This is a genomic window from Arthrobacter sp. RAF14, assembly GCF_052114185.1.
Lineage (GTDB): Bacteria > Actinomycetota > Actinomycetes > Actinomycetales > Micrococcaceae > Arthrobacter_E.
On the sequence record NZ_JBFREG010000022.1, the window covers coordinates 1 to 389 of the forward strand.

The 389-nt window shown below is 74.6% G+C and carries 1 pseudogene; it reads left to right on the forward strand.

Going from position 1 to position 389, the window contains the following annotated elements:
- Positions 1-389 (forward strand): annotated as a pseudogene (locus AB4Y75_RS16725) (hypothetical protein); the annotation flags it as partial.

The window sequence follows — 389 nt, forward strand, 5'->3', positions numbered from 1 at the left end:
GCGGACGACCTCGACGATCGCGACCGATACCGTGCGGCGGCGGCCTTGCCCTCGGCACACGGCGGCGCGGCCGGCGATGCGGTCGAGCGCGCTGCTCGGTCGCGCCAGGCCCGCGCAGTCGACGGGTTCCGGCGTTGGGTGCTGCGGTCGAGTCGCGCGGACCCGCCGCGCTCGAAAACCGTTCTACGCGGCGGCCCGTGGGATCGTCGCCTCGCGCCTCGAGGACTGGCGTGGGATCTGGGCGGCCGGCGCCGCCGACGCGGCCAACCGGACCGAGGCGTTCCTCTCCGCGATGGGGACGGGCCGCGCGGACCACCTGAACACAGCACGGCTCGAGACGCGCTCGACTCCGGATGCGCACAGCTACGGAATGTGCGGCTACCTCGACG